Origin of the sequence: Novosphingobium sp. KACC 22771, from assembly GCF_028736195.1 — a bacterium.
Lineage (GTDB): Bacteria > Pseudomonadota > Alphaproteobacteria > Sphingomonadales > Sphingomonadaceae > Novosphingobium.
Map to the genome: position 1 here is coordinate 1,615,567 of NZ_CP117881.1, position 22,604 is coordinate 1,638,170.

Sequence of the window (22,604 nt, forward strand, 5' to 3'; positions counted from 1 at the left end):
CCTTTCCCGGCCCCCTCGCGCAAGAGTCTGTAGGTGATGGATGATTTGCCCACCGATGCCGAAGTGACACCTCCTGCGCGCGGGCGCAGCCGCTTGCGCGCCTCGCGCGGGCGGCAACTGGCGCTGGCCGGGGCGGGGCTGGTGGCGCTGGGTCTGGGGATGGTCTGGGCCGACCGGCTTTCGATTGCCGATGCGGTGCTGCGGCGCGAATTGGTGCGGCTGGGGCTGGCGGCCAATTACAAGGTGGTCGAACTGGATACGCGCCATGCGGTGCTGACCGATGTGGTGGTGGGCGATCCGGCGCATCCCGATGCCGTGATCCCCCGCGTCGAGGTCTGGGCGGGCGTGGTCGGTTTCACGCCTGCGATTTCGCGGGTCGATCTGACCTCGCCGCGCCTGTTTGCCGCGATGAGGAATGGCCAGATCAGCTTTGGCGCGCTCGACAAGTTTATGCAGGGCGGCGGCAAGGCTTCGGGCCTGCCCACCATGGATTTGCGGATCAGCGATGGCGTCATGGCTCTGTCTACGCCTGCGGGCGGGGTGGGGGCGGTGGTGTCGGGCCGGGGCAATCTGGCGGGCGGTTTCGGCGGCGCGCTGGCGGTGTCGGCGCCGCATCTGCGCGGCGGGGGTTGCGCGGGCGGTGGGCGGCTGATCGGGCGGATCGCCGTGCGGGGCGGGGCGCCGATGCTGGATGGCACGGCCTATCTGCTGCCTGCTTCCTGCGGCGCGGTCCGGCTGGGCGCCTCGCAAATCGGGGTCAAGGGCAAGCTGGCCCCCTTGCTCGACGGCGGCGATGTTGATCTGGCGCTGCGAACCGGGGCGCTGGATATGCCGGGCGCGCGGATCGGGGCAATCACAGGGCCTTTGCGGTTGGCGCTGCGCGATTCGGCGGTCAATGCGATGGGCCGCGTGGCCGCGCATGATCTGGCGATCACCGGGTTGGCGGCGAAGGAAGTGGGCATTGAGGGGCGGTTGCGCGCACCTTTGACCATGGCGCGGATGGATGGCGACGGCACGATTTCGGGCCGGGGCGTCGTCCCCGACAAGACCAGCTATGCCGCCTTGGCCAAGGCGCGGCGCGGCGCGGCGGGCACGCTGGCCGAGCCGCTGATCGCGCGGATCGAATCGAGCCTGCGCAAGGAAACGCCGGGCAGCCGGCTTGACGGCCGCTTCAACCTGCATGCCAGCGAGGGGCGGGTCAGTTTCGTGGCGCCGCTGCTGCGGCTGATCGGGCAATCGGGCATGCCGCTGCTTGATGGTGATCGGCTCACGCTGGTCAAAAACGCCGGGGCCAAACCCTCGTTTACGGGTTCCTTGCGGACGGCCGCGCCCGGCCTGCCACGCATTCTGGCCGAGATCCCCAAAAAGGGCGGGCCGATCCGACTGAGCATGGCCGAATATCGCGCCGACAATGGCGCGGCGCTGGCGTTGCCCCGGATAGAGATTGTGGCCAAGGGCAGCGAGATCCGCTGGCGGGGTGAGGCTGTGGCCTCGGGGGCGCTGGCGCCGGGGGTGAAGGTGGCGGGTCTGCGCCTGCCGCTTGATGGCGTGGGCGGCGCGCAGGGCGCGCGATTGTGGGCCTCCTGCGTGCCGATCAGTTTTGCCGGGCTGGAGGCCAATGGGCTCAATCTGAGCGCGGGCAAGGTCGCGGCCTGTCCTTTGTCGGGGCCTGTGTTGGTGCTGGATCGGGGCGGATGGCGCGCGGGGGTTCGGCTGGCGGGGCTGGATTTGAACGGGCGGATGGGCGATTCGCCCTTGCGGCTGAACAGCGGCGCGGTGGAATTGCGCGCCGGGGCCGGGCGTGATGCAGGCCTGAGCGCGCAGAATGTCGCGGTGCAATTGGGCAGGCCGGGCGAGGGCACGAGCCTCAAGCTGGCCTCGGTGACGGCGCAGATGGGCCCAGGCGCTGCGGGTGAGTTCAAGGGGCTGGAAGGATCGCTGGCCGCCGTGCCGCTGCTGATCCAGAACGGCGCGGGGCAATGGCGCTATGCCGATGGCACGCTGGCGTTGAGCGATGTGGCGGTGCAGGTGAGTGACGCGGTCAAGCCGGACCGCTTTGCCCCGTTGGTTGCGCATAACGCCAGTCTGACCATGAAAAACGGGGTGATTCGCGCCGACGCCTTGCTGCGTGAACCCAAGGGTGACCGCCAGATCGTGCAGGTGGCGATCACACATGATCTGGCCGGGGCCAAGGGCTTTGCCGATCTGACGGTGGATGGGTTGACCTTTGATGCCAAGTTGCAGCCGGACCAATTGACGGCGCTGGCGCTGGGCACGATTGCCAATGCGGCGGGGCGATTCGACGGCACGGGGCGGATCGACTGGGCCGACGGCAAGGTGACAAGCCGCGGCAGGATTACCACGCAGAGCTTTGACTTTGCCGGACTTGCCGGGCCGGTGAAGGGTGTGGCCGGGACGGTGGAGTTCACGGACCTCCTTGGTTTGGTCAGTGCGCCGCATCAGACGCTGCGCATCGGTTCGATCAATCCGGGCATCGAGGCCACCGACGGCAAGGTGCGCTTTACGATGCATCCGGGCTATCTGCTGGAAATCGAGGATGCGCGCTGGCCTTTCCTTGATGGCGAGATGGAGATGCGGCCGACCACGCTGCAATTGGGCGGTGCGGCGGTGCGCCGATTCGAATTGGGCCTGTCGGGGGTCAATGCGGCAAAGCTGATCACGCATATGGAAGTGTCGAATCTGGCGGCGACGGGCCTGTTCGATGGGCGCATACCCTTGATTTTCGATCAGAATGGCGGGCGCGTATCGGGCGGCGAACTGATCTCGCGGCCCGGCGGCGGATCGGTTTCCTATGTGGGCGAACTGAGCTATCGCGACCTCTCGCCCATGGCCAATTATGCCTTCCGCACTTTGCGCGATGTACAGTTCCGCGAAATGCGAATCGGCCTCGACGGCGATCTGGGCGGCGAGGTGGTGACGCGTGTGTCGATGAAGGGCCTGAGCCAGGGCAAGGGCGCGTCGAAGAATTTCCTGACCCGCCAGATCGCCAAATTGCCCCTGCAATTCAATGTGAACGTCCGGGCGCCCTTCTATCAATTGATCGGTTCGCTGCGTTCGCTCTACGATTCGAATTACATCGGCGATCCGCGCGACAAGGGTCTGACCCTGCCTTCGATGCGGATTATGCCGACGCAGAATCCTCTGCCCAAAACCGCAACCATTCAGCCTTCAGTCAGCGAGCATCGTCCATGAAGCGTAATACATTGACCCGCCGCCCCGCCGTTGCAAAAGATTCCCGTATGGACCAGCGGGAAACATGTCATGGTAAGGCGAAGGGGCCGGACGGACGTCTGTGGCCAGCCTTGCAGGAGGTGTGGCGCAAACGACCCGTCCGGCTGGGGGTTTCGGTTCTATCGCTGGGCATGGTCGCCGCGCTTTCGGGGTGCATTACCGTGAGCGCGCCGGACAAGCCGATCGTGATCGAGCTGAACATCAACATCAAACAGGAAGTCATCTATCGTCTGGCCGCGGATGCGGGCAAAACGATTGATAACAATAAGGATATCTTCTGATGTCGCGCGTTTTTGCTTCTGTATCGCCCTTTTTGGCCGCCGCGCTGCTGGTTCCGGTGATGGCGGGCGGCGCCTTGGCGCAGGTTCGCGATCCGGCCTATGCCGCCGCGCGTTCGGCTGGACAGGTGGGGGAAATGCCGACCGGTTATCTGGGGATTGTTGGCGCTTCCTCGCCCGAGCTCAAGCGGATTGTCGATGACATCAACATCAAGCGCAAGGCGGTCTATGCCGAGCGCGCCCAGGCCCAGCATGCCACCGTGGAGGAATATGCCTTCACCACCGGCTGCAAGCTGGTGATGCAGACGCAGCCGGGCGAAAAGTATCAGACGCCGGACGGGAGCTGGCAGGTGAGGGGCGCAGGCGCTCCGGTGCGCGACAGCCGCTGCCCGGCGTAAACCGGCTTAACCGGTGCTAGGATCGACCGCGCGGGGGCATGGCTCCGGCGCGGTTTTTCTTTGCCGATATTCGGGCAGAGGTTTCCGCAGGTGATTCGCGCCCTCTGGCGCAGATGTCCGACAATTGCGCCATTTTTGCCGGTTCCCGCATTTTCTGTGCATACGTACCCGCCTGAAAATGGGCCGAACGGCTTTATGCTACCTTACTACTACCTAGCGACCGGTTGACTTGGGCCTACCCCCCGCCTAAGGGGCAGGCGCCCTGAGCGGACAGCCGTTGCATGAGGCTCTTTTTGGCCCCACAGTCCACTTCAAGGACAGGTAGGCGGGAGAGAGAATTGAGCAGCGAGCCGGATGCGCAGGATCAACGCGGTGAGGATGCGCGTCTTGCCGCTCTCGATGAACGGATTAACGCCGTTCGAGAGCGGGAGGAAATGCGTAAAACGCCGAATGCGGGGGCGCAATCTGACGATAGCTATCGTCTGGGCAACCGGGTTCTGGCCGAACTCATTGCGGGGATCGGTGGCGGTGCGTTCATCGGCTGGACTATAGACCAGTTGATCGGGCGCGGCCATTGGGGTCTGTTGGTGGTGATGGGGCTTGGCACCTTTGCCGCTTTCAGGAACATTATCCGGATTTCCACCCGGCGGTCTGAATGATCCTTGAACAGGGCGCGGGCTCTTGAAAGGATCGCCCCAACGACGGGGTTGGCAAAGACCGCTGACGATGCATAGGCAAGGGGGCATAAAGCGTGGCCGAACAGGGCAAAGTCGATCCGATGCACCAGTTCATGATCGAGCCGCTTTTTGGCACCGATCACTGGACCATTGCCGGGCACAACATTGCTTTCACCAATTCGGCGCTGTGGATGCTGATCACTTTTGTTGCGCTGTTCGCCTTTGTCGCGGGCGGTGCCAAGGGTCAGACCGTTCCCGGCCGCTGGCAGGTGATGGTTGAAGGGCTGGTTGGCTTTATTGACAATCTGCTGGCCGCCAATGTTGGCCCCAAGGGCAAGAAGTATGTGCCCTACATCTTCTCGCTGTTCAGCTTCATTCTCTTCTCCAACGTTCTGGGTCTGCTGCCGCTCGGCTTGATCAAGGGCGTTCATCCCTTCACCTCGACCAGCCACTTCACAGTGACCGGCGTTCTGGCGATCCTGTCCTTCTCGATCGTCCTGATCGTGGGCTTTGCCCGCCATGGCCTGCACTTTTTCAGCTTGTTTGTGCCGCATGGCACGCCTGCATGGCTGCTCTGGCTGATCCCGGTGATCGAGCTGATCTCGTTCCTCGTGCGTCCTTTCTCTCTCGCGCTTCGTTTGTTCGTGGCGATGATGGCGGGCCACGTGCTGCTCGAAGTGCTCTCCAGCTTTGTCATCAGCTCGACCAATTCGGGCGTGCTGTGGGGCACTGTTGTGGGCCTGCCCAGCTTTGGGTTGATGATCGCCATCTGCGCGCTGGAAATTCTGGTCGCCGGCATCCAGGCCTATGTTTTCGCGCTGTTGACCTCGCTGTATCTCAACGACGCCGAAAACCTGCACTAAGTTTTCAAGACGTACATCAAAGCCTTTCAACCAACGAAATTCGTTCAAAAGGAGTTATGGAAATGGAACCTGCAAGCGCAAAGCTGATCGGTGCTGGTCTGGCCGCTATCGGCGCCGGTGTGGCTGCCCTGGGCGTGGGTAACGTGTTCGGTTCGTTCCTCGAATCCGCTCTGCGCAACCCCGGCGCCGCTGATGGCCAGCAGGGCCGTCTGTTCATCGGCTTCGCGGCTGCTGAACTTCTGGGTCTGCTTTCGTTCGTTGTGGCGATGATCCTGATCTTCGTTGCCTGAACGAATACCAAGGTGATGCTGGCCGGGGCGGAGTGCCCCGGTCGGGATCGCCTTTGATTTTCCCGGCCCGGATCTTGCCTTATGGGGCAATGCCGCGGCCTTGCGGTGATACCGTTTGGGTCCATCCGGCCCGACGCACAGCGACCGGAACCTAAGTGATGCCTCAGATTGCGCAGCTATCCGCAACCTATGCGTCCCAGATCTTCTGGGCGCTGATCTTCTTCGGATTTGTCTTCTTTGTTGTTGGCCGCGGCTTCGTGCCCAAGGTTCAGGCAACGGTGGCAAATCGCGACAAGCAGATCGCTGATGATCTGGCCGCCGCCGAAGCCGCGCGCCGCGCCGCCGAATCGGACGAGGCCAATTGGGCCGCGACCAGCAACAAGCAGCGCGCTCAAGCGCAGGCCCTGATTGCCAAGGCCAAGGCCGACGCAACTCAGGCGAGCGAAGCCCGTCTGGCTCAGGCTGCCGCCGTGGTGGACGAGCGTATCGCGCAAGCTGATGCGCGCCTTGCCGCCGCCCGTGCCGATGCGCTGGCCGAAATCGAAACCGTTGCCAGCGAAGCGGCCAGCGACATCGTCGCCCGCCTTGCCGGCCTGAGCGTGGAAGGCGATGCCGCCCGCGCCGCCGTGAAGGAGGTCCTCCATGGCTGATCTTGCTACTCTGGCCGTTCTGGCTGCCGGCGCCGGTGAAGCCGGTGGTCACGAAGCTGCCGAACCGCTGATGCTCGGCTTTGCCACGGCGCCGCAGATCGTTGCCGCTGCCATGGCGGTGCTGATCCTGATCGCCATCGCGCTCAAGGTTCCCTCGGTGATCACCAAGGGGCTGGACGGCAGCATTGCCGAAATCCGCAAGCAGCTCGACGAAGCCAAGGCGCTGCGCGCCGAAGCGGACAAGCTGCGCGCTGAATATGCCGCTCGCATTGCCGGTGCCGAAAAGGAAGCCGCGCAGCTGGTCGAGCATGCCAAGCATGAAGCCGAAGCGATCATCGCCAAGGCGGAAGCCGACACCACCGCCGTGATTGCGCGCCGCGAGAAGATCGCCGGCGATAAGATCGAGGCAGCGGAACGCGCGGCTGTGGCCGAATTGCAGAACAAGGCAGCCGAAGCGGCTGCCTCGGCTGCTCGCGGTCTGATTGCTGGCCGTTACGGCGTCGATGCCGACAAGGCTCAGGTGGACGCGGCGATCGCCGCCCTGTAATCCTGATCCTTGCCGATCTGGTGGAAAGCCCCGCTCCGGCGGGGCTTTTTGCGTTTGGGGATAGGAGAGAAGCGAGCATGGCCGAGATCATCAATCTACGCATGGCGCGCAAAGCCAAAGCGCGGACGGAGGCTGAAAAGCAAGCTCAGGCCAATCGGGCATTGCATGGCCAAAGCAAAGGCCAGCGTGCCATTGCCAAGGCGGAAAAGGCGCGTGCCGAGCGGCTGCTTGATGGTGTGAGGCGGGAGGATCCGGATGATCCGCAGCCTTGATCCCCCAAGTCTTTCCATTCCGTGTGGCGCTATGTGGGCAAGACTACCGTGTATCCCTGCGTTAAATGCAAAGACACCCTGCGCTAAACGACTGCCCGGGCCGATGCTCAGGTCATGGCAGAGAGAAGCGAGGGGCGATGAATTGTCTTACACTGGCGGCCATCGGCCTTCATCTAGTCTCAGCACATGACAAGCCGGGCTATAATGACGCGAATTTCGGAATCTACGGCGAGACTGAATGCGGCTTTGTCGCAGGAGCCTATTACAATTCCTATCGGCAGCCCTCATTCCAGATCGGATGGCGGGCCCAAACCGATCATCTGCCTCTGTTCGTCGAGGTCGGCGGTGTCACCGGTTATCCGCATCATGTGATTGAGCCCTATGCCATGGCGGGCGTACGATTGGGGCCGCTGCGCATCGGCTTTGTCCCGCATGTGGCGGGGGTCAACAAAACCTCCGTCGTTCACGCCATGGTGCAATTCCGGCTGTGACGGGTCACGCCTAAAAGCTGTTCTTGGCCTCGCGCAGGGCGGCAAAAGCTGCAACGGGATCGGCGCCCCAGCGGGCCTGAATGTCGGCGCTGTCCGCCCGCAGGAACGGGTTTGTCATAAGTTCACGCGCCAGAGGGAAGGGGACGGTAGGCTCATTGCGGGCGCGCATTGCAGCGATATCTTTCGCATAAGCGGCCAGAGCATCGTTATCCGGGTCGGCGTGAAGTGCGAATCGGGCGTTGCTGGCGGTATATTCATGCGCGCAATAAAGCGTGGTGGCCGCAGGCAATGCTTTGATCCGCTCAAGACTGGCCCAGAATTGCGACGGCGTGCCTTCAAACATCCGTCCGCAGCCCAGCGCGAACACCGAGTCGCCCACAAAAGCCACCGCCGCTTCCGGCAAATGATAGGCGACATGGCCCAGCGTATGCCCGCCAACATTGATAACCTGCGCGTGATAAGCGCCCAGCGAGACCGAATCGCCCTGATCCACCACCCGGTCCACGCCTTCGATCTTGCCAGCATCTCCCGCCGGGGCGGTGATCACACAGCCGGTAGCGGTCTTGATCGCGCTATTCCCGCCCGCATGATCCTTATGCCAATGCGTGTTCCAGATCTGGGTGATGGTCCAGCCCTTCGCTTCGGCCTGACGCAAGTATTCCCCGGCGTCGGGCGTATCGATACAGACCGTCTCGCCCGATGCGGGATCATGCAGCAGAAAGCCGTAATTGTCGGAAAGGCAGGGGAATTGATGGATCTGGAGGAGCATGGCGCGGTCCTGTCGTGGGGTTTCTGCAAAGGCTTATGCCTTCGGCGGGCAAAGGGCGAAAGCCCTTTGCAATCCCGTTACTGGGAGTGTTTCGTTGGCGGGGTGGTGCGTTGGGGTTTTAAAGCCTGCGGCGCGGCAGGTTGGGCGCACGGTTGCCCCCTTGGCGCAACGAAAACAGTTATTAGACCCTCGCATTCAACTCTTCTTCCCCCCAACCAACAAAAAACCCGCCCGGATCACTCCGAGCGGGTCTTTGTTTTCAGGCAAACGCCCGAAGGTTCAAGCTTACTGCTTGGCCTTCAGAGCGGCGCCCAGGATGTCGCCCAGCGAAGCGCCGGCATCCGACGAACCGTACTGCTCGACGGCTTCCTTTTCTTCGTGCAGCTGACGCGCCTTGATCGAGAAGCTGGGCTTCTTCGAACGGTCGAAACCGGTGACCATGGCGTCGATCTTCTGACCGACCTGGAAGCGGTCGGGACGCTGTTCGTCGCGGTCGCGACCCAGATCCGAGCGCTTGATGAAGCCGGTGGCGCCATCGTCGCCAGCCTGCACTTCGAGGCCGCCGTCACGCACTTCGAGCACGGTCACGGTGACAACTTCGTTGCGCTTCAGGTTCGAACCAGCAGCGGTCGAAACGCCGCCGGCAGCCGGGGCGCCCTTTTCGAGCTGCTTGATGCCGAGGCTGATGCGTTCCTTTTCGATGTCCACGTCCAGAACGATCGCCTTGACGCTTTCACCCTTGCGGTGCAGCGCCAGCGCGTCTTCGCCCGAGATGCCCCAGGCGATGTCCGACATGTGAACCATGCCGTCGACTTCGCCGTCCAGACCGATGAAGAGGCCGAATTCGGTGGCGTTCTTGACTTCGCCTTCGACGCTCGAGCCAACCGGGTGACGCTCGGCGAAAGCTTCCCACGGGTTCTGCTGGGCCTGCTTGAGGCCGAGCGAGATGCGGCGCTTGTCCGAATCGACTTCCAGAACCAGCACGTCGACTTCCTGCGAGGTCGAAACGATCTTGCCGGGGTGGACGTTCTTCTTGGTCCAGGACATTTCCGAAACGTGGACCAGACCTTCGATGCCGGCTTCCAGTTCGACAAACGCACCATATTCGGTGATGTTCGTGACGGTGCCGCGCAGCTTGGCGCCGACCGGGTACTTGGCGGCAACGCCATCCCACGGATCCGATTCCAACTGCTTCATGCCGAGGCTGATGCGCTGCGTGTCCTGGTTGATGCGGACGATCTGCACGCGCACGGTGTCGCCGATGGCGATCACTTCGCTCGGGTGGTTCACGCGCTTGTAGCTCATGTCGGTGACGTGCAGCAGGCCGTCGATGCCGCCCAGATCAACGAACGCACCGTAATCGGTGATGTTCTTGACCACGCCGTCGATGATCTGACCTTCCGAGAGGTTCTGGATCAGGCCGCTGCGCTGTTCGGCGCGGGTTTCTTCCAGAACGGCGCGGCGCGACACGACGATGTTGCCACGGCGACGGTCCATCTTGAGGATCTGGAACGGCTGGGGAACGTCGAGCAGCGGGGTGACGTCGCGCACGGGGCGGATGTCGACCTGCGAGCCGGGCAGGAAGGCCACGGCGCCGTCGAGGTCGACGGTGAAGCCACCCTTGACGCGGCCGAAGATGACGCCTTCAACGCGCTTGCCTTCGCCAAATTCGTTTTCGAGCTTGTCCCAGGCGGCTTCGCGGCGGGCGCGGTCGCGGCTGAGCATGGCTTCGCCATCGGCGTTTTCGACGCGGTCAACGAAGACTTCGACTTCGTCGCCGACCTTCAGGCCGTGCGGCTGACCGGCCATGGCGAATTCGCGCAGCGGAACGCGGCCTTCGCTCTTGAGGCCTACGTCGATGACGGCCTTGTCGTTTTCGATGGCGGTGATGGTGCCCTTGACCACGCGGCCTTCAAAGCCACCGTTGGCGGCGCCGCCAAGCGATTCGTCAAGGAGAGCCGCGAAATCGTCGCGGGTCGGGGTGCTCATAAAAGAGTCCTTCAAATTTAACGTTCTTCCGGCCAGGCGGTTGGGAGAAATTCTCCGTCCGCCGGTCTTTCCTCCGGCATCGCACCATGCGATGGCCGGGCCAAAAAGGGCCGAACCGCCATGGAGGCCGGATGCCATCCACAGCACCCGCCCACAGCCAAGGCCACGGGCAGACCGGCGGCGACTAGGCCAAACGGGTACGAAAGGCAAGGGAAATACGGCGCGCCACCTGATCCTTGATACAGGCGGCGCAGTATGCGCCAACACGGTTCGTCCCATGCGCAAGGCGGACCGACGAGCTTTACGAGCCCGTTCATTTTCCGCACAGGGGCTGCGCCGTCTGTGCAAAATTCCAATGGGCAAAATTCCACTGGATGGAAATAAAGTGAAGGAGGAGAACCCATGCGTATTTCTTTGGGCCTGATGGGGACGGGGCTGGTGGCAGCGTCTCTGGCGCTTTCGGGCTGTGCCACGACCGGGTCGGTCAAGCGGGCGCAGGCGCGGGCGGATGAAGCCTATACCAGCGCGCAGGAAGGCAATGGCGCTGCATCGCGCGCACAGGGGACGGCGGATAATGCGCTTGCCGCCTCGGACCGGGCGCAGAGCGCGGCCGATGCCGCCAACATGGCCGCGCAAAATGCGGGCAATTCGGCCAATTCGGCCAATTCACTGGCCGCGGCGGCGGCGGCCGATGCCCGCGCGGCGCGTGAACAGGTCGCCGTGCTCAAGGCCCGCCTGCACAGGCTGGAGGTCAAGAACAAGACCCGCCATCACGCCAAGTCCCATGCCAAGAAAAAGACCGTGGCCAAGGAAGTCGAGGTTACGCAGGCCCAGTTCCATCACTAAAACAGCGCATCTTTTCGACCAGCGCGATGGCGGCGGCAATCGCCGCCTCGCGCCCCAGATCGGACGTGTCGAGGGTGATCGCATCGCTTGCCGCCCGCAAAGGCGCAGCGCTGCGATTGCGGTCCCGCTCGTCGCGCGCGGCAAGGTCGGCCTCGATCTCGGACAGCGCCACATCGCGCCCCTGCGCCAGCATTTCGGCATGGCGCCGCGCGGCCCGCGCAGCAACGCTGGCGATCACGAACAGCTTGGCCGTCGCCTCGGGCGCGATCACCGTGCCGATGTCGCGCCCGTCCAGCACCGCGCCGCTGCTTTGCGTGGCAAAGGCGCGCTGGCGTTCATACAGCGCCTGACGCACGGCGGGATGCACCGACACCCGACTGGCCAGCCCGCCTGAGGCCTCCGACCGCAATTCGGGATCGTCCAGCAAACCATCGACGAAGCCGCAGGCCGCCAGCGCATCGCCCGCATCATCGGGATTGCCGCCGTTCAGCGCCACCTGCCGCCCCACCGCGCGATAGAGCAGCCCGGTGTCCAGATGCGGCAACCCATAATGTGCTGCCAGCGCCTTGGCGATCGTGCCCTTGCCCGAGGCGGTCGGGCCATCGACGGCGATAATCATGCGTTTTTTCCCATCATCGCGCGGATCAGGCCGACAAAGGCGATGGCCGCCCACAGGCTCTCCATCGCCAGCGAGGCCACATTGGTGTCAACCAGCAGCGAGACCACCAGCAATAGCGCGCCCGCCAGATTGGCGCCGTGCTGGACAAAGGGATTGGGCTCGCGCGCCTTGCCGGTAAAAGCGGTGGTATAGCCATAGGCAAAGACGCATAGCGACATGCCCGCAAAACCGCAGGCGGTGGCAATCTCTTCGGGAATACCGGTGATCAGGCTCATCAGGCCACCAGACCGGCGAGCAGCGCCTCGAAATTGGGGAAGCTGGTGGCGATCGGGCTGGTGTCGTCGATGGCCACGCCGTTCATGCTGTTGAGGCCCGCGATGGCCATGCTCATGGCGATGCGGTGGTCCAGATGCGTGGCGACATGATGCGCGCCAGAGGTACCGGGGAGGGGGGCGCCGCCGGTGCCGTCAATGATCAGGCCATCCTCGGTTTCCGTTACATTCGCGCCCGCCAGTTTGAGCGCCACGCGCATCACGGTGATGCGGTCGCTTTCCTTGACGCGCAATTCCTCCAGGCCGGTGGTGATGGTGCGGCCCTTGGCCTGCGCGGCGGCGACGAAGAGGACGGGGAATTCATCGACCATGCTGGGCACGATTTCGGGATCGACCGCAATGCCGTGCAATTGCGAATGGCGCACGCGCAGATCCGCCACCGGTTCGCCGCCGACTTCGCGGGGGTTCACTTCCTCGATGCTGCCGCCCATCTGGCGCAGGACCGTAACGATCCCGGCGCGGGTGGGGTTGAGGCCCACGTTCTCGATCAGCACATCGCTGCCCGGCACGGTGAGTGCGGCGACGATGAAGAAGGCGGCCGAGGACGGATCGCCCGGCACCACGATGGTCTGGCCCTTCAACTCGGCGGGGCCGTGGATCTGGATGGTGCGCGTGCCTTCCTCATCGACCTCGACGGTCAGATTCGCGCCAAACCCGCGCAGCATCCGTTCGGAATGGTCACGGGTGGGCACCGGCTCGATCACGGTGGTGATGCCCGGCGTGTTGAGGCCCGCCAGCAGCACCGCCGATTTGACCTGCGCGCTGGCCATGGGCAGGCGATAGGTGATCGGCACGGCGGGCGAGGCACCGCGCATGGTCAGCGGCAGGCGGCCTTCTGTGGAGGTGAAATCGGCGCCCATCGTGGAGAGCGGGTCGATCACCCGGCCCATGGGCCGCTTCGACAGCGAGGCGTCACCTACGAAGGTGGCCGTGATGGCGTGGGACGCGACAAGGCCCATCAGCAGGCGAGTCGAGGTGCCCGAATTGCCCATGTCGAGCGCCGTTTCCGGTTGCAGCAGCCCGCCAACGCCCACGCCGTTGATGATCCATTCGCCATCTTCGGTTTTCTCGATTTTTGCGCCCATCGCCCGCATGGCGGCCGCCGTGGACATCACATCCTCGCCTTCCAGTAGGCCCGTGACCCGCGTTTCGCCCAGCGCCAGCGCGCCCAGCATGATCGAGCGGTGGCTGATCGACTTGTCGCCGGGGACGCGGATCGTGCCGGTCAGCGCGCCTGTGGGCATGAAACGGCGGGGGCGGGGGGTGGCAGAGGCGCTCACGGACAGATTCCTTGGGACTATGAAGACAGGCTATGCGAAAAATGCTTGCGTCACGGGCAGGCACCCGTCAGAAGCGCGCGGCTTTTGACAGCGCGGGGGCTCTATGGCAAGGCGCCAGAGCATGGCAGGGCCGTCATATGGCCCTTCGCGCCAGTTACGCATAGCAATGGATACCGCCCGCCGCTTTGGCTGGGGCAGACATGAGGAATAGCATGGTCAAGCCAGAATGGGGCGCCAAGCACGGCTGCCCGAAGTGCGGCACCCGCTTTTACGATCTGGGCAAGGACGATCCCGTCACTTGCATCGAATGCGGCTATGCCTGGGTTCCCGAACCCGTGCTCAAGAGCAAGCAGCCGATTCCCTTTGAGGAGATCCAGAAGAAGGACGCCGATGAGGTGGCCGACGGCGATCTGGCCGATGAGGATCTGGACATCGATGATGACGGCGATTCGCCGGACAATGATGTCGACCTGGGCGGCGATGACGACCTGGGCGTGTCGGGCCATGATGAAGAGCCCGACGAAGTGTAAGTTCTTGTCCGGAACCTTGGCGGGGCGTTTTTCAGAAAAATGAAATTTCTTGAAAAAAACCCTTGCCAAGGTTCCGGGGTCGTCCTAGTGGGGCGGCCCGCCGACGAGGCGGAAGCGAAGCAAACCACCCAGGGATGCCTAGCTTATTGAATGAATGGGGCCTTAGCTCAGCTGGGAGAGCGCCTGCATGGCATGCAGGAGGTCAGCGGTTCGATCCCGCTAGGCTCCACCATTCAAACATATACCCATTGGTAAGGGGCCTTAGCTCAGCTGGGAGAGCGCCTGCATGGCATGCAGGAGGTCAGCGGTTCGATCCCGCTAGGCTCCACCAAAGGGAAAGTATCGCTTCATGAAGCGTTACGCTGGCCGACGAATTTACGTCTGCCGGCGTTTTTCGCTTGATGGGATTATGCGCTGATCGGCAAGGTTTTGCCCATCGGCGTTTTTGGCGTAATTTTGCGCCGTTGTTGGGGTTGGCTGATGTTCGACGCTCTGTCTGATCGCCTTGGCTCGGTCTTTGATCGGCTGAAGGGGCGCGGTGCGCTCAAGGAACAGGATGTGCGCGATGCGATGCGCGAAGTGCGCATTGCCTTGCTCGAAGCCGACGTGGCCCTGCCGGTGGTGCGCCGGTTTATCGACGATGTGACCGAGAAGGCCGTTGGGCAAAATGTGCTCAAGTCGGTCACGCCCGGTCAGCAGGTCGTCAAGATCGTCAATGATGCGCTGGTCGAGATGCTGGGCGGGCAGGATGTCCCCGGTCTTGATCTGAACGCTGCGCCGCCGGTGGTCATCATGATGGTCGGCCTGCAAGGGTCGGGCAAGACCACCAGCACGGCCAAGCTCGGCAAGCTGCTGAAGGAAAAGCACGGCAAGAAGGTGCTGATGGCGTCATTGGACGTCAACCGCCCCGCCGCGCAGGAACAGTTGGCCGTTCTGGGCACGCAGGTGGGCGTTTCGACCCTGCCGATCGTGGCGGGGCAAATGCCGACGGCGATTGCCGAACGCGCGATCAATTCGGCCAAGCTTCAGGCGGTGGATGTGCTGCTGCTCGACACGGCGGGCCGTCTGCATGTCGATGCGGCGCTGATGGAAGAGATGAAGGCGGTTGCCGCCATCTCGACCCCGAAAGAAACGCTGCTGGTCGTCGATTCGCTGACCGGTCAGGACGCGGTGAATGTCGCGCAGAGCTTTGCGGGCGAAGTCGATCTGACGGGTGTGATTCTGACCCGTATGGATGGCGATGCGCGCGGCGGTGCGGCGCTCTCGATGCGTGCGGTCACGGGCAAGCCGATCAAATTTGCCGGTATGGGCGAAAAGCTCGACCAGATCGAAGTGTTTAACCCCGGCCGCGTGGCGGGCCGCATCCTGGGCATGGGCGATATCGTCAGCCTGGTGGAAAAAGCGGCGCAGGCGGTTGAGGCCGAGGACGCCGAAAAGCTGGCCGAGCGCATGGCCAAGGGTCAGTTCGACATGAACGACCTGCGTACCCAGCTGCGCCAGATGCAGAAGATGGGCGGGCTGGGCATGCTGGCCGGGATGCTGCCGGGCATGAAGAAGGCGCAGGCCGCCATGGCGAACAGCGGGATGAACGACCGCACGCTGCTGCGCATGGATGCGATCATCGGCTCGATGACCCCCAAGGAGCGCGCACGGCCCGAATTGCTCAACGCCAAGCGCAAGATCCGTATCGCCAATGGCTCCGGCACGCAGGTGCAGGAAGTCAACAAGCTCCTGAAAATGCATCAGGAGATGGAAAAGGCGATGAAGCAGATCAAGAAGATGGGCGGGCTCAAGGGCCTGGCCGCCTTGTTCGGCAAGGGTGGCATGGGCGGCGCTCTTGGCGGCATGGGCGGCGGTATGCCGGGCGGCATGGGCGGCCTTGGCGGCGCCGGCGGCCTTCCCGGTCTCGGCGCGGGCGCCCCGGATTTTACAAAGTTTTTGAAGAAATAAGCTGAATTAATTGGAAAGGTACGAAAATGTCGGTTTCTCTGCGTCTGTCGCGTGGCGGTTCTAAGAAGCGCCCTTATTACAAGATCGTTATCGCCAACTCGACCGCTCCCCGCGACGGCAAGTTCCTGGAGCAGGTTGGCACCTACAACCCGCTGCTGGCCAAGGACGATGAAAACCGCGTGCGTCTGGTCGAAGACCGCGTGAAGTACTGGCTGGGCGTTGGCGCGCAGCCGACCGACCGCGTTGCCCGTCTGCTGGACAAGGCCGGTCTGAAGGAACGCGCCCCCACCAACAACCCGAACAAGGCCGAACCCGGCAAGAAGGCCAAGGAACGCGCCGAAGACAAGGCCAAGAAGGCCGCTGAAGCTGCTGAAGCGGCTGCTGCTGAATAATGAGGCGGCCCGTGACAATGGCCGCTGTTGCGGCGGCCCATGGCATCACGGGCGAGGTTCGTCTCAAGCTGTTTGGTGAAGGTGTGGCCGCGCTCAAAAGCTACCGCACCTTCAACGACGGCGCGCTGACGCTGAAATCGATCAAGGATGACGGCAAGGGGGGCGCTTTGGCCCGCTTTGCCGAAGTCCCTGATCGAACGGCGGCGGAAAAATTGCGTGGGACGGCGCTGACGGTCCCCCGCTCGGCCATGCCGCCACTGGCGCCGGGTGAGTATTATTACGCTGACCTGCTCGGTCTGGCGGCCCAATCCACCACCGGTGCGATGCTGGGCACGGTGGTCGCGGTCGACAATTTCGGCGCGGGCGACATTCTGGAAATAGAGATGCCTGCGGGCGAGGATGGCAAGAGCCACCGCTTCATGGTGCCCATGCGCGCCGAGGCAGTGCCCGAATGGGACGAGGCGCGGGTGCTGATCGAGGACGCCTACGTCGGATGACCGGCCGCGAGGCGGAGATTGCCGCCTTGGCGCAGGAGATGCCCGGTTTGCGGCGGTGATCGACCGTGGCGTTTGGTTCGAACCATAAATCACTATGCTCTTGTTTTGCCAGAACCTCATTATCCCAATTGTGTGATTGTACCGAGTTGGCTTGAAGGCTAAAGACACCCAGGGGTCTTATTCGTCGATTGGCGGATAAGGAGGGATCATGGCGGGGTTGGACCCGTTTCAGTTGAGCAACGGGCAGTTTCTTGCGGCCTATGCGGCGCTGTTGCTGGCGGCGGCGGGAATGGCGTGGGTGCTGCCGCATTGGTTGCGCCCGGATGGCAAGATGCTCTCGCTGCAACATCCCTTTGAAATGGCCTGTTTGTCGGGTGGGCCGACGCGCTATGCCGAAACGCTGGTGCTGGGCCTGATGCAGGCGGGGCATCTGCGTTTAAATGATGATCGCTTTTTCGAACCCTTGCGCCCGACGGCAGGTATCAGCCGGGCCGAGGTGGCGGTGCTGGGCCTGCCGGCGGGAACCGACTGGGATTTGCTGATGACCAGCCTGTGGAGTTCGGTTCACTGGGTCGAATTGCGGTTGATCGCGCGGGGCCTGTGGCTGGACCGGGCGCAATGGTGGCAGATTCGCGGCTGGGCCTGCCTGCCGTTGGTGCTTGTGCTGCTGTTTGGGGCGATTCGCTGGGAGGCGGGCGTGTTGCGCCATGCGGCTGTGCCCTATCTGGGTTGGTTGGTGCTGGCGGCGCTCCTGGGGGCGGTCGTTCGGTGTGTGACGGTTGACCGGCGTACGCAGGGCGGTTGCCGCGTACTGGCCCGCGCGCGCGATGAGGCGCGCAGCCTGCGCCACCGATACGATCTGGGGCAGGCCCAGATGGCCGTCGCGCTGTTCGGTACAGAGGTTTTGGCTGCGACGCCCTATGAGGCGCTGTACAGGCTGCGCCATCGCGGGTGAGGTCTGGACGATGCCCCTTGCAGACCGGCGGCGCAGGGGGCATGGGGGCGCCATGAGCTTTTCCGCCACCGTCCTGACGCTGTATCCCGACATGTTCCCCGGCCCGCTGGGGGTAAGCCTTGCCGGGCGCGCGCGTGAGGAGGGCAAATGGGCCATCGACGCGGTGCAGATCCGCGACTTTGCCCAGGACAAGCACCGCACGGTGGATGATACGCCCGCAGGCGGTGGGGCCGGGATGGTGCTGAAGGTTGATGTGCTGGCCCGCGCGATTGATCATGCCCGCGCAACCGGCCCGATGGGGCGGCCTGTTCTTGCCATGACGCCGCGCGGGCGGCCTTTGACGCAAGCGCGGGTGCGCGAACTGGCCGCCGGGCCGGGGGTCATCGTGCTTTGCGGACGATTTGAAGGGTTTGACGAGCGGATTTTCGCCGGACGCGATGTCGAGGAGGTCTCGATGGGCGATATTATCCTGTCGGGCGGCGAACCTGCGGCAATAATGCTTCTGGATGCTTGCATTCGGCTGCTTCCCGGCGTAATGGGCGCGGCCTCTAGTGGGGATGATGAGTCGTTCGAAAACGGATTGCTCGAATATCCCCATTATACCCGACCCAATGATTGGGAAGGGCGATTGATCCCTGAAGTGCTGCGATCGGGGGATCATGGAAAGATCGATGCCTGGCGGAAACAACAGGCGCTCGACGATACTCGGTCACGCAGGCCCGACCTTTGGGAGCGCTACGGTGGTGCTTCGGGTCAGTCTGCCTCTGGCGCGCGGCGCAAAACGAAGGATTTGGGTCAATGAACCTGATTCAGCAGATCGAAGCCGAAGAAATCGCCAAGGCGCTCTCGGCTTCCGGCAAGGAAATTCCGGAATTCCGCGCTGGCGACACGCTGCGCGTGGGCGTGAAGGTTATCGAAGGCGACCGTACCCGCGTTCAGGCCTATGAAGGCGTGGTGATTGCCCGTTCGAACCGCGGCATCAACTCGAACTTCACCGTGCGCAAGATGTCGTTCGGCGAAGGCGTGGAGCGCGTATTCCCGCTCTACTCGCCCAACATCGAATCGATTACCGTGGTCCGCCGTGGTGTCGTGCGTCGTGCCAAGCTGTACTATCTGCGCGGCCGCACCGGCAAACGCGCACGTATCGCCGAGCGCCGCGACCCCCGCACGGCAGGCTGAGCCGGAACACCGGTTCCCCAGCCAACCAGCGGAACATCGTGAAAGGGCGCCTCGGCCAAGACAGCCGGGGCGCCCTTTTGCTTGCGCGCCTTATCCTCAATACTTCGACAGGTTTCCCTCCTTGCCATGCGTCTTCCCGCTCTCCTGCTTGCCGCAGCCATGTTGGTGCCTGCGCCTCTCGCCTTTGCGCAGGGGGCGGCTGTGAGCGCGCCTGCTTCGGCTGCGCTGTCGTTTGAGCGGGTCTTTGCCAGCCCTTCGCTCAATGGCCCGGCGCCGCGCGGGGTCAAGCTGTCGCCTGATGGGCGCTATCTGACGCTGCTGCGCAATCGGGCCAATGACCGCGAACGTTATGACCTGTGGGGCTATGACCGCCAGAACGGTCAGTGGCGGATGCTGGTCGATTCGGAAAAGCTGTCCTCGGGCCGCGCCTTGTCCGAGGCGGAAAAGATGCAGCGCGAGCGGCAGCGGATCGGCGATCTCAAGGGTATCGTTTCCTATAGCTGGGCGGCCGATGGCAAGAGCGTGCTGGTGCCGCTCGATGGCGAACTGCTGCTGGCGGGGCTGGATGGCTCGGTGCGCAAGGTTGAGGGGGCGGGGGCCGATGCGCTCAATCCGCGCCTCAGCCCGCGTGGCGGTTTCGTCTCCTTTGTTCGCGACCGCCGCCTGTGGGTGGTGCCGGTTAATGGCGGGGTCAATGGCTCCGCGCCCCGCGCGATCACGCCGGTGGAAACCAGCCCGACCGTCCATTGGGGCGAGGCCGAATTTGTCGCGCAGGAAGAAATGGCCCGCCTGACCGGCGCATGGTGGTCGGGCGATGACAAGCATGTGGCGGTCGAGCGTTTCGACGAGGCTCATGTCGGCACGGTCACCCGCGCGGCGATCGGCGCCACCGGGACCAAGACTTTCGACCAGCGCTATCCGGCGGCGGGCACGCCCAATGCCGAAGTCTCGCTTTATGTGGTCAGCCCGGAAGGCGGCGATCCTGTGCGGGTCGATCTGGGTACTGACCCTGACATCTATCTCGCCCGCGTCGATTGGGCGCCCGATGGCAAGGTGCTCTATGTTCAGCGCGAGGACCGGGCGCAGACCCGCCTCGACATGCTGCGGGTCGATCCGGCGACGGGGCGTTCCGAGGTGCTGTTCAGCGAAACGGCGCGGCCCAAGAGCTGGATCAACCTGACCGACAATTATCGCTTCCTGCGCGACGGCAGCCTGATCTGGTGGAGCGAGCGCGATGGTTTCGGCCATCTCTATCGCCTCGCGGGTGGCAAGTGGCAGCAGCTCACCCATGGGCGCTGGATGGTCACTTCGCTCGATGGCGTGGACGAGAAGGGCGGCAAGCTCTTTTTCACCGGCACCAAGGACGATGTGCTGGCCCATCAGGTCTATGCGCTGGATTACACCCATCCGGGTGAGCCGAAGCGCCTGACCGATCCGGCCTATATGAACAGCGCGACGATGGATCGCGCCGGGCAAACGCTGGTCATCACTCGCAGCGCCCAGAACCAGCCCGCCCAGACCTATTTGGCCGATGGCGCGGGCAAGCGGATCGCATGGGTCGAGGAAAACCGCGTCGATGCGGGCCATCCCTACGCGCCCTATCTGGCCGCCCATCGCGCGCCGACCTTTGGCACGATCAAGGCGCAGGACGGTAGCGACCTGCACTGGAAGATGATCACGCCCGTCATGGAGCCGGGCAAGCGCTATCCGGTGTTCTTTGAACATTACGGCGGCCCCCATGTGCAGGTGGTCAACAAGGGCTGGTCTGGCGCTCTGGCGCAGGCGATTGTTGCACGCGGCTATATCTATTTCGAGATCGACAACCGGGGCAGCGCCAACCGGGGCGTCGATTACGAAAGCCAGATCTGGCAGGCGATGGGCACGGTGGAAGTGGCCGACCAGATCGCCGGGGCCGATTACCTGAAATCGCTGCCTTTCGTGGACCCTGCCAAGATCGCCACCTATGGCTGGTCCTATGGCGGCTATATGACGCTCAAGATGCTGGAGGCGCATCCGGGCGCCTTTGCGGTGGGGATCTCCGGCGCGCCGGTGACCAAGTGGGAGCTGTATGACACCCACTATACCGAGCGCTATATGGGCGATCCGCGTCAGGTTCCGGCGGCTTACAAGGCTTCGAACGCCATCGACAATTCGGATAGAATCCGCGACCCGCTTTTGCTGATCCACGGATTGTCGGATGACAATGTGGTGTTTGAAAATTCCTCGGCGCTCATCGCCAAGATGCAGAACGAGGCGACGCCTTTCGAGATGATGCTGTATCCCGGCCATACCCATCGCGTGGGCGGGCCCAAGGTCAGCGTCCATCTCTGGAACACGATTTTCGCTTTCCTGGCACGGCATGGAGTGACGCCGCCGTAATTCTCTAGCCAGTTGTTGTAATGCGGCTTTGCGTCTCAGGCCGCGTGAAACAGGCCCCTTTGGGCCGCAGGAGTGAGTAACATGGGTTATCGGGTTGTCGTCGTTGGCGCCACGGGCAATGTGGGCCGCGAAATGCTCAACATCCTTGCCGAGCGTGAATTCCCCATCGCTGAACTGGCGGCGGTGGCTTCGCCCCGTTCGCAGGGCACCGAGATCGACTTTGGCGAAACCGGCAAGAAGCTGAAGGTGCAGAACATCGAGCACTTCGACTTCACCGGCTGGGACATCGCCCTGTTTGCCGCAGGTTCGGGCCCGACGAAGATCTATGCCCCCAAGGCTGCGTCGCAGGGCTGCGTGGTGATCGACAATTCCTCGCTCTATCGCATGGACCCGGACGTTCCGCTGATCGTGCCCGAAGTGAACCCGGACGCCATCGACGGCTATACCAAGCGCAACATCATCGCCAACCCCAACTGCTCGACCGCGCAGATGGTTGTGGCCTTGAAGCCGCTGCACGACAAGGCGACGATCAAGCGCGTTGTCGTCGCCACCTATCAGTCGGTGTCGGGCGCGGGCAAGGAAGGCATGGACGAGCTGTTCGAACAGAGCCGCGCGATCTTTGTCGGCGATCCGGTCGAGCCGAAGAAGTTCACCAAGCAGATCGCCTTCAATGTGATCCCGCACATCGACGTTTTCCTTGATGATGGCTACACCAAGGAAGAATGGAAGATGGTGGCCGAAACCAAGAAGATCCTGGACCCCAAGATCAAGCTGACGGCAACCTGCGTGCGCGTGCCGGTGTTCATCGGCCACTCCGAAGCGCTGAACATCGAGTTCGAGGAAGAAATCTCGGCGGTCGAAGCTCAGGACATCCTGCGCGAAGCCCCCGGCGTGATGCTGGTCGATAAGCGCGAGAACGGTGGTTATGTCACCCCGGTCGAATGCGTGGGCGATTTCGCCACCTTCATCAGCCGCGTGCGTGAAGACTCGACGGTCGACAACGGCCTGTCGCTGTGGTGCGTGTCGGACAACCTGCGCAAGGGTGCCGCTCTGAACGCGGTGCAGATCGCCGAACTGCTGGGCCGCCGCCACCTCAAGAAGGGCTGAACGGCGCGCCAGTGATGGCACGAAAAAAAGGGTGGGGCAGGCAAAACCTGTCCCACCCTTTT

24 protein-coding genes, 2 tRNA genes and 1 pseudogene are annotated in these 22,604 nt (G+C 63.3%); 22 read left to right on the forward strand and 5 right to left on the reverse strand.

Annotation, left to right across the window (positions count from 1 at the left end):
• Window positions 1-36 precede the first annotated feature (36 nt).
• The 10 genes from PQ467_RS07415 (at window position 37) to PQ467_RS07460 (ending at window position 7,718) form a co-directional block, all read left to right on the forward strand.
• Window positions 37-3,213 (forward strand): intermembrane phospholipid transport protein YdbH family protein, encoded by a 3,177-nt coding sequence (locus tag PQ467_RS07415; protein WP_274175859.1) that lies wholly within the window; start codon window positions 37-39, stop codon window positions 3,211-3,213.
• Window positions 3,210-3,533, forward strand: coding sequence for a YnbE family lipoprotein (locus tag PQ467_RS07420; RefSeq protein WP_274175860.1), 324 nt, complete (start codon window positions 3,210-3,212; stop codon window positions 3,531-3,533). The genes PQ467_RS07415 and PQ467_RS07420 overlap by 4 nt, the downstream gene beginning before the upstream one ends.
• On the forward strand, window positions 3,533-3,928 hold the full coding sequence (locus PQ467_RS07425; RefSeq protein WP_274175861.1) for a YdbL family protein: 396 nt from the start codon (window positions 3,533-3,535) through the stop codon (window positions 3,926-3,928). The genes PQ467_RS07420 and PQ467_RS07425 overlap by 1 nt, the downstream gene beginning before the upstream one ends.
• Before the next feature lie 338 nt (window positions 3,929-4,266).
• The gene (locus PQ467_RS07430; RefSeq protein ID WP_274175862.1) at window positions 4,267-4,587 is read left to right on the forward strand and encodes an AtpZ/AtpI family protein; all 321 of its coding nucleotides are present in this window, start codon (window positions 4,267-4,269) and stop codon (window positions 4,585-4,587) included.
• 92 nt (window positions 4,588-4,679) lie between these two features.
• Entirely contained in the window at window positions 4,680-5,468 is a 789-nt protein-coding gene (locus PQ467_RS07435; protein WP_274175863.1) for a F0F1 ATP synthase subunit A, read from the forward strand.
• A gap of 62 nt (window positions 5,469-5,530) precedes the next feature.
• On the forward strand, window positions 5,531-5,758 hold the full coding sequence (locus tag PQ467_RS07440; RefSeq protein ID WP_168603674.1) for a F0F1 ATP synthase subunit C: 228 nt from the start codon (window positions 5,531-5,533) through the stop codon (window positions 5,756-5,758).
• Between the two features lie 158 nt (window positions 5,759-5,916).
• Window positions 5,917-6,408 (forward strand): F0F1 ATP synthase subunit B family protein, encoded by a 492-nt coding sequence (locus PQ467_RS07445; RefSeq protein ID WP_274175864.1) that lies wholly within the window; start codon window positions 5,917-5,919, stop codon window positions 6,406-6,408.
• Window positions 6,401-6,955, forward strand: coding sequence for a F0F1 ATP synthase subunit B family protein (locus PQ467_RS07450; RefSeq protein WP_274175865.1), 555 nt, complete (start codon window positions 6,401-6,403; stop codon window positions 6,953-6,955). The genes PQ467_RS07445 and PQ467_RS07450 overlap by 8 nt, the downstream gene beginning before the upstream one ends.
• A gap of 77 nt (window positions 6,956-7,032) precedes the next feature.
• On the forward strand, window positions 7,033-7,227 hold the full coding sequence (locus PQ467_RS07455) for a DUF4169 family protein (RefSeq protein ID WP_274175866.1): 195 nt from the start codon (window positions 7,033-7,035) through the stop codon (window positions 7,225-7,227).
• Between the two features lie 137 nt (window positions 7,228-7,364).
• Window positions 7,365-7,718, forward strand: a complete 354-nt coding sequence (locus tag PQ467_RS07460) for a hypothetical protein (protein ID WP_274175867.1) — start codon at window positions 7,365-7,367, stop codon at window positions 7,716-7,718.
• A gap of 10 nt (window positions 7,719-7,728) precedes the next feature.
• Here the strand turns inward: PQ467_RS07460 and gloB are convergent, their stop codons facing one another.
• Both gloB and rpsA read right to left on the reverse strand, forming a co-directional pair.
• Window positions 7,729-8,487, reverse strand: coding sequence for a hydroxyacylglutathione hydrolase (gene gloB / locus PQ467_RS07465; RefSeq protein WP_274175868.1), 759 nt, complete (start codon window positions 8,485-8,487; stop codon window positions 7,729-7,731).
• Window positions 8,488-8,772: 285 nt separating this feature from the next.
• A complete protein-coding gene (gene rpsA, locus PQ467_RS07470; protein WP_273616843.1) occupies window positions 8,773-10,476 on the reverse strand; it encodes a 30S ribosomal protein S1 in 1,704 nt (567 codons plus the stop codon).
• A gap of 402 nt (window positions 10,477-10,878) precedes the next feature.
• On the opposite strand from rpsA, the gene PQ467_RS22695 reads away from it, so the two are divergent.
• Window positions 10,879-11,322 (forward strand): hypothetical protein, encoded by a 444-nt coding sequence (locus tag PQ467_RS22695; RefSeq protein ID WP_337995112.1) that lies wholly within the window; start codon window positions 10,879-10,881, stop codon window positions 11,320-11,322.
• Here the strand turns inward: PQ467_RS22695 and PQ467_RS07480 are convergent.
• Genes PQ467_RS07480 through aroA form a run of 3 tightly spaced genes read right to left on the reverse strand, consistent with a single transcriptional unit; the run spans window position 11,297 to window position 13,517 of the window.
• Window positions 11,297-11,941: a (d)CMP kinase gene (locus PQ467_RS07480; protein WP_274175869.1), complete on the reverse strand. Its 645-nt coding sequence runs from the start codon at window positions 11,939-11,941 to the stop codon at window positions 11,297-11,299. The genes PQ467_RS22695 and PQ467_RS07480 overlap by 26 nt on opposite strands.
• On the reverse strand, window positions 11,938-12,216 hold the full coding sequence (locus PQ467_RS07485; RefSeq protein WP_274175870.1) for a CBU_0592 family membrane protein: 279 nt from the start codon (window positions 12,214-12,216) through the stop codon (window positions 11,938-11,940). The genes PQ467_RS07480 and PQ467_RS07485 overlap by 4 nt, the downstream gene beginning before the upstream one ends.
• On the reverse strand, window positions 12,216-13,517 hold the full coding sequence (gene aroA / locus PQ467_RS07490; RefSeq protein ID WP_274176109.1) for a 3-phosphoshikimate 1-carboxyvinyltransferase: 1,302 nt from the start codon (window positions 13,515-13,517) through the stop codon (window positions 12,216-12,218). The genes PQ467_RS07485 and aroA overlap by 1 nt, the downstream gene beginning before the upstream one ends.
• A gap of 248 nt (window positions 13,518-13,765) precedes the next feature.
• Here aroA and PQ467_RS07495 point away from each other — a divergent pair, with 248 nt between their 5' ends.
• From PQ467_RS07495 to PQ467_RS07545, 11 genes and pseudogenes are all read left to right on the forward strand, one after another.
• Window positions 13,766-14,083 (forward strand): FYDLN acid domain-containing protein, encoded by a 318-nt coding sequence (locus tag PQ467_RS07495; protein WP_168603665.1) that lies wholly within the window; start codon window positions 13,766-13,768, stop codon window positions 14,081-14,083.
• 156 nt (window positions 14,084-14,239) lie between these two features.
• Window positions 14,240-14,315, forward strand: a tRNA-Ala gene (locus PQ467_RS07500).
• A 23-nt stretch (window positions 14,316-14,338) separates the two neighbouring features.
• Window positions 14,339-14,414, forward strand: a tRNA-Ala gene (locus PQ467_RS07505).
• A 149-nt stretch (window positions 14,415-14,563) separates the two neighbouring features.
• On the forward strand, window positions 14,564-16,033 hold the full coding sequence (gene ffh, locus PQ467_RS07510; RefSeq protein ID WP_274175871.1) for a signal recognition particle protein: 1,470 nt from the start codon (window positions 14,564-14,566) through the stop codon (window positions 16,031-16,033).
• A 26-nt stretch (window positions 16,034-16,059) separates the two neighbouring features.
• Window positions 16,060-16,419 (forward strand): annotated as a pseudogene (gene rpsP, locus PQ467_RS07515) (30S ribosomal protein S16); the annotation flags it as partial.
• A 23-nt stretch (window positions 16,420-16,442) separates the two neighbouring features.
• Entirely contained in the window at window positions 16,443-16,922 is a 480-nt protein-coding gene (gene rimM / locus PQ467_RS07520) for a ribosome maturation factor RimM (protein WP_443193002.1), read from the forward strand.
• Window positions 16,923-17,130: 208 nt separating this feature from the next.
• Window positions 17,131-17,877 carry a TIGR04222 domain-containing membrane protein gene (locus PQ467_RS07525; RefSeq protein ID WP_274175874.1) on the forward strand — a complete coding sequence of 249 codons (747 nt, stop codon included), beginning with the start codon at window positions 17,131-17,133 and terminating at the stop codon, window positions 17,875-17,877.
• A gap of 52 nt (window positions 17,878-17,929) precedes the next feature.
• A complete protein-coding gene (gene trmD, locus PQ467_RS07530) occupies window positions 17,930-18,679 on the forward strand; it encodes a tRNA (guanosine(37)-N1)-methyltransferase TrmD (protein WP_274175875.1) in 750 nt (249 codons plus the stop codon).
• Window positions 18,676-19,056: a 50S ribosomal protein L19 gene (rplS, locus tag PQ467_RS07535; RefSeq protein WP_274175876.1), complete on the forward strand. Its 381-nt coding sequence runs from the start codon at window positions 18,676-18,678 to the stop codon at window positions 19,054-19,056. The genes trmD and rplS overlap by 4 nt, the downstream gene beginning before the upstream one ends.
• A 126-nt stretch (window positions 19,057-19,182) precedes the next feature.
• Window positions 19,183-21,435 (forward strand): S9 family peptidase, encoded by a 2,253-nt coding sequence (locus PQ467_RS07540; RefSeq protein WP_274175877.1) that lies wholly within the window; start codon window positions 19,183-19,185, stop codon window positions 21,433-21,435.
• Window positions 21,436-21,516: 81 nt separating this feature from the next.
• The gene (locus PQ467_RS07545) at window positions 21,517-22,542 is read left to right on the forward strand and encodes an aspartate-semialdehyde dehydrogenase (RefSeq protein WP_274175878.1); all 1,026 of its coding nucleotides are present in this window, start codon (window positions 21,517-21,519) and stop codon (window positions 22,540-22,542) included.
• Window positions 22,543-22,604: the final 62 nt, after the last annotated feature.

What these genes read in the sequence shown, in the direction of transcription:
- rimM (WP_443193002.1), top strand. Translation starts at nt 16,443, where the DNA reads ATGGCCGCTGTTGCGGCGGCCCATGGCATCACGGGCGAGGTTCGTCTC.
- rpsA (WP_273616843.1), bottom strand. Translation starts at nt 10,476, where the DNA reads ATGAGCACCCCGACCCGCGACGATTTCGCGGCTCTCCTTGACGAATCG.
- PQ467_RS07495 (WP_168603665.1), top strand. Translation starts at nt 13,766, where the DNA reads ATGGTCAAGCCAGAATGGGGCGCCAAGCACGGCTGCCCGAAGTGCGGC.
- PQ467_RS07440 (WP_168603674.1), top strand. Translation starts at nt 5,531, where the DNA reads ATGGAACCTGCAAGCGCAAAGCTGATCGGTGCTGGTCTGGCCGCTATC.
- ffh (WP_274175871.1), top strand. Translation starts at nt 14,564, where the DNA reads ATGTTCGACGCTCTGTCTGATCGCCTTGGCTCGGTCTTTGATCGGCTG.
- PQ467_RS07525 (WP_274175874.1), top strand. Translation starts at nt 17,131, where the DNA reads ATGGCGGGGTTGGACCCGTTTCAGTTGAGCAACGGGCAGTTTCTTGCG.
- PQ467_RS07540 (WP_274175877.1), top strand. Translation starts at nt 19,183, where the DNA reads ATGCGTCTTCCCGCTCTCCTGCTTGCCGCAGCCATGTTGGTGCCTGCG.
- PQ467_RS07450 (WP_274175865.1), top strand. Translation starts at nt 6,401, where the DNA reads ATGGCTGATCTTGCTACTCTGGCCGTTCTGGCTGCCGGCGCCGGTGAA.
- PQ467_RS07415 (WP_274175859.1), top strand. Translation starts at nt 37, where the DNA reads ATGGATGATTTGCCCACCGATGCCGAAGTGACACCTCCTGCGCGCGGG.
- PQ467_RS07480 (WP_274175869.1), bottom strand. Translation starts at nt 11,941, where the DNA reads ATGATTATCGCCGTCGATGGCCCGACCGCCTCGGGCAAGGGCACGATC.
- PQ467_RS07425 (WP_274175861.1), top strand. Translation starts at nt 3,533, where the DNA reads ATGTCGCGCGTTTTTGCTTCTGTATCGCCCTTTTTGGCCGCCGCGCTG.
- PQ467_RS07455 (WP_274175866.1), top strand. Translation starts at nt 7,033, where the DNA reads ATGGCCGAGATCATCAATCTACGCATGGCGCGCAAAGCCAAAGCGCGG.
- PQ467_RS07545 (WP_274175878.1), top strand. Translation starts at nt 21,517, where the DNA reads ATGGGTTATCGGGTTGTCGTCGTTGGCGCCACGGGCAATGTGGGCCGC.
- aroA (WP_274176109.1), bottom strand. Translation starts at nt 13,517, where the DNA reads ATGCCCACAGGCGCGCTGACCGGCACGATCCGCGTCCCCGGCGACAAG.
- PQ467_RS07420 (WP_274175860.1), top strand. Translation starts at nt 3,210, where the DNA reads ATGAAGCGTAATACATTGACCCGCCGCCCCGCCGTTGCAAAAGATTCC.
- gloB (WP_274175868.1), bottom strand. Translation starts at nt 8,487, where the DNA reads ATGCTCCTCCAGATCCATCAATTCCCCTGCCTTTCCGACAATTACGGC.
- PQ467_RS07485 (WP_274175870.1), bottom strand. Translation starts at nt 12,216, where the DNA reads ATGAGCCTGATCACCGGTATTCCCGAAGAGATTGCCACCGCCTGCGGT.
- trmD (WP_274175875.1), top strand. Translation starts at nt 17,930, where the DNA reads ATGAGCTTTTCCGCCACCGTCCTGACGCTGTATCCCGACATGTTCCCC.
- PQ467_RS07445 (WP_274175864.1), top strand. Translation starts at nt 5,917, where the DNA reads ATGCCTCAGATTGCGCAGCTATCCGCAACCTATGCGTCCCAGATCTTC.
- PQ467_RS22695 (WP_337995112.1), top strand. Translation starts at nt 10,879, where the DNA reads ATGCGTATTTCTTTGGGCCTGATGGGGACGGGGCTGGTGGCAGCGTCT.
- PQ467_RS07460 (WP_274175867.1), top strand. Translation starts at nt 7,365, where the DNA reads ATGAATTGTCTTACACTGGCGGCCATCGGCCTTCATCTAGTCTCAGCA.
- rplS (WP_274175876.1), top strand. Translation starts at nt 18,676, where the DNA reads ATGAACCTGATTCAGCAGATCGAAGCCGAAGAAATCGCCAAGGCGCTC.